The 4,203-nt window shown below is 63.8% G+C and carries 3 protein-coding genes and 1 pseudogene; all 4 read right to left on the reverse strand.

Features of this window, described 5'->3' with window-relative positions:
• The coding region (nrdE, locus tag ACRDUX_RS00795; RefSeq protein WP_526410074.1) for a class 1b ribonucleoside-diphosphate reductase subunit alpha at window positions 1-1,902 on the reverse strand (1,902 nt) is incomplete at its 3' end.
• On the reverse strand, window positions 1,869-2,312 hold the full coding sequence (gene nrdI / locus ACRDUX_RS00800; protein WP_477495112.1) for a class Ib ribonucleoside-diphosphate reductase assembly flavoprotein NrdI: 444 nt from the start codon (window positions 2,310-2,312) through the stop codon (window positions 1,869-1,871). The genes nrdI and nrdE, both read right to left, overlap by 34 nt.
• 28 nt (window positions 2,313-2,340) lie before the next feature.
• Window positions 2,341-2,580, reverse strand: a complete 240-nt coding sequence (gene nrdH / locus ACRDUX_RS00805; RefSeq protein WP_477495111.1) for a glutaredoxin-like protein NrdH — start codon at window positions 2,578-2,580, stop codon at window positions 2,341-2,343.
• 375 nt (window positions 2,581-2,955) lie between these two features.
• A pseudogene (locus ACRDUX_RS00810) lies at window positions 2,956-4,203 on the reverse strand (cyclase); the annotation flags it as partial.

The following is a 4,203-nucleotide window of genomic DNA, read 5'->3' on the forward strand; positions in this document are numbered from 1 at the left end:
GTACGGCGCCGGGTAGTAGACGCGGCCGATCTTGCCTTCCTTGCGGATCTCGATCTTGCTTGCCACCGGGTGAATCGAGCTGGTCGAGTGGTTGATGTAGGAGATCGACCCCGTCGGCGGCACGGCCTGCAGGTTCTGGTTGTAGATGCCGTGCGCCTGCACCGACTCCTTCAACCGCACCCAATCGTCCTGCGTCGGAATGCGAATGCCTGCCTCGTCGAACAACTCGCGCACCCGCTCGGTCGCAGGCACCCACGCCTGCTCGGTGTACTTGTCGAAGAATTCACCCGAGGAGTACTTCGAGCGCTCGAAGCCTCCGAATGCCTTGCCCCGCTCCACTGCAATGCGATTGCTGGCCCGCAGTGCGTGATAGAGCACGGTGTAGAAGTAGATGTTGGTGAAGTCGATGCCCTCTTCGGAGCCGTAGAGGATCCGCTCGCGGGCCAGGTACCCGTGCAGATTCATCTGCCCGAGGCCGATGGCGTGAGAGTCGTTGTTGCCCTGCTCGATCGAGGGCACTGACCAGATGTGAGTCTGATCGCTGACGGCAGTGAGCGCGCGGATCGACGTCTCGATGGTCTGCGCGAAATCCGGCGAGTCCATCGCCTTGGCGATGTTCAGCGAGCCGAGGTTGCACGAGATGTCCTTGCCCACCTTGGCGTAGGTCAGGTCCTCGTTGAACAACGACGGTGTCGAGACCTGCAGGATCTCCGAGCACAGGTTCGAGTGGGTGATCTTGCCTTCGATGGGATTGGCCCTGTTCACGGTGTCCTCGTACATGATGTACGGGTAGCCGGACTCGAACTGCAGCTCGGCCAGCGTCTGGAAGAACTCGCGCGCCTTGATCTTCGTCTTGCGGATGCGCGCGTCGTCGACCATCTCGTAGTACTTCTCCGTGATGGAGATGTCGGCGAACGGGATGCCGTAGACACGCTCGACGTCATACGGCGAGAACAGGTACATGTCCTCGTTCTTCTTCGCCAGCTCGAACGTGATGTCGGGGATCACCACACCAAGGCTGAGGGTCTTGATGCGGATCTTCTCGTCGGCGTTCTCGCGCTTGGTGTCGAGGAAGCGGTAGATGTCGGGGTGATGCGCCTGCAGGTACACCGCGCCTGCGCCTTGGCGGGCGCCCAGCTGGTTGGCGTAGGAGAACGAGTCCTCCAGCAGCTTCATGATCGGGATCACGCCCGATGACTGGTTCTCGATGTTCTTGATCGGCGCCCCGTGTTCGCGAATGTTGCTGAGCAGCAGGGCAACTCCGCCGCCGCGCTTGGAGAGCTGCAGGGCCGAGTTGATGGAGCGTCCGATGGACTCCATGTTGTCCTCGATGCGCAACAGGAAGCAGCTGACGGGCTCGCCGCGCTGCTTCTTGCCCGAGTTGAGGAACGTGGGGGTGGCCGGCTGGAACCGGCCGTCGATGATCTCGTCGACCAGCTTCTCGGCCAGCGCGGTGTCACCGGAGGCCAGCGTCAGCGACACCATGACCACGCGGTCCTCGAAGCGCTCGAGGTAGCGCTTCCCGTCGAACGTCTTCAGCGTGTAGGAGGTGTAGTACTTGAACGCGCCGAGGAACGTCGGGAACCGGAACTTCTTCGCATACGCCCGGTCCAGCAGCGTCTTGACGAAGTTGCGCGAGTACTGGTCGAGCACCTCGCGCTCGTAGTAGTTCTCCTTGACCAGGTAGTCGAGCTTCTCGTCCTGGTTGTGGAAGAACACCGTGTTCTGGTTGACGTGCTGCAGGAAGTACTCACGCGCGGCCAGTACATCCTTGTCGAACTGGATGTTGCCGTCTTTGTCGTACAGGTTGAGCATCGCGTTGAGCGCGTGGTAGTCCGTCTCCCCCGGGAGCGCATGAGCGCCGGTGGTTACAGGCTCTGCAGCTGTGACGGTTGGTGGCACGTCTGTTCCTTCCAGAAATCTTGCAGTCCCGAACGGACGGCGTCGACGTCGTCCGGGGTTCCCATGAGTTCGAAGCGGTAGAGGTAGGGCACTCCGCACTTCGCGGACACCACATTGCCCGCGTAGGCGAATTCCTCACCGAAATTGTTGTTGCCCGCGGCGATGACGCCGCGGATCAACGACCGGTTGTGCTCGTCGTTGAGAAACGCGATGACCTGCTTGGGGACGTAGCCCCCGCTACTGATGTCCGGCGTCGCGTGCCCGCCGCCATAGGTCGGTAACACCAGAACGAAGGGCTCATCGACCTTGATCCGCTCTTTGAGCGGGATCCGGGTCGCCGGGATTCCCAGCTTCTGGACGAAGCGGTGGGTGTTCTCGGAGACGCTGGAGAAATAGACCAGGTTCGTCACCCGTCGACCCCCTCCCGGTGTGCTGTGACTACGCGGTGACCGCAGCGGCGCTGAGTGCCTTGATGCGGTCCGGGCGGAAGCCCGACCAGTGCTCACCGCCGGCCACCACGACCGGCGCCTGCAGGTAGCCCAGTGCCATCACATAGTCACGGGCCTCGGTGTCGACGCTGATGTCGACCACGTCGTAGGCAACACCCGCCTTGTCGAGGGCCTTGTAGGTGGCATTGCACTGCACACACGCGGGCTTGGTGTACACGGTGACGGTCATCTGCGTGGCTCCTCTACGGATGGACTGGCAACTTATCTGTTACAGCGTTCCTGCGGACCCGGTCATTCCGGTTCGCAGGGCCCTGATTGCGGCGGATGAGAGACGATCTACCACCGGTTCCCTGGCCCCGGCTGACCCGTACTCCTGGGGGTCCGTCGGTTCGCCAAACACTACACCTAGTGTCCGACAAACCGAACAGATACAAGATGTTCTGAACAACATTCATGGAATTCCCTGGTCGTAAGCCCTGTGTACTCGACACGCCCCGGCGTGTCGCATGTCACATCCGGGTGTGTCGTGCCATGAGACCGGTTTATCAGCAGGTACCGACAAGTCGGGCAGGCCGGCACCGGACAGCAAAAAGGTGGTGGCGCCTCACACCATCGCCGACGCGGCCGTGATATGGCCGTCGAACCCACACGAGGTGGCCAACGCGAGGTACTGCTGCGCCCAGCGCCGATAGCCGTCCTCGTCGCCCTCGGCCCTGGCAACCAGCGCACGTAAGCGCAGTAGCGCCACCTCGTGCAGCAGGAACCCGGGATCGACAGGATCAGCCTGCAGTCTTTCGATCGCGGCCTGCGCCGCCTGCACGTCGCCGGGGGCGCGTCGGGCGAGTAGCGCCTCGACGAGCGCGCTGGTGGCCGGGCCACGCCACACCACCGAGCCAAGGGCGAACAGCTCGTCCACGCTCGCCGACGCGAGCGCGACGGCCCCGTCGAGATCACCGAGTCGACGGCGGCGGTGTGCGAAGTGGATGTCGGCAATCAGGACTATCGACGAGTTGCCATACCCCAGCAGCGCCGCGTGGCGGGCCTGGTTCAGGTGTTCGTAACCGGCCTCGCTCTCGGCGCCGCCGCGGCCCACCAGGGCTATCCCCCGCGCCAGGTGTGCGTGCACGACGGTGAAGTCGTCCCCGGACCGCTCGGCGACAGCGAGGGACGCAGCCGTGTCGCGCAGCGCGTCGGGTCCGGACTGCAACGCGCCCACACCGATCTGTGCGTACTTGTGCAGACCGGCGACCACGTTCATCAGCGGATCGAGCTCACGCGCCGTGGCGATGGCCTGGTCGAGATCGTCCTTCCACCCCGGGCTGCCCAGAGACATCCGGGCGACGCCGCGCAGCGCCAGCGAGAGCACTCGCGGGGATCCCACAAATCTCACACCGCGCGCCTCATCGACGTCATGGTCGATGACACGCTGCGCCACGGCCAGGACGTCGTGCACCTCGCCGGTCTCCCATTTGGCCGCCAGAATCCCGAACGATGCGGCGACGGTGAGATCCTCGTCCCCGATGCTGTCGAGCAACTGCTGCAGGCGGGAGGCGAGTTCGGAAGCGTCCCTCGGGTGATTGTGCATCGTCAGCGCCATCATGTAGCCCGACATACCGATGGCCAGCGATCGGCGGTCGCCGCGATCCGCGCAGAGCCGGCGGAGATCGTCGAAGTTCTTCTCCGCCTCGGCAAGTCCTATCCGCCAGGAACTTCCGCACAGTGCGGCGCCGGTTTCGATGAGCATGGACGGCCGGTCTGGGGCATCGAGGGGCAACAACTTGGCCACCTGCCCGGCACGCTGCCAACTGGCGCGGGCTGCCGCGAGATCTCGCAGTGCCAACCAGTTCCCGGC

Source organism: Mycobacterium sp., assembly GCF_050701675.1.
Taxonomy (GTDB): Bacteria; Actinomycetota; Actinomycetes; order Mycobacteriales; family Mycobacteriaceae; genus Mycobacterium.

Excerpts from the sequence above, each read along its gene's own strand:
- nrdH (WP_477495111.1), bottom strand. The coding sequence starts at position 2,580 with ATGACCGTCACCGTGTACACCAAGCCCGCGTGTGTGCAGTGCAATGCC.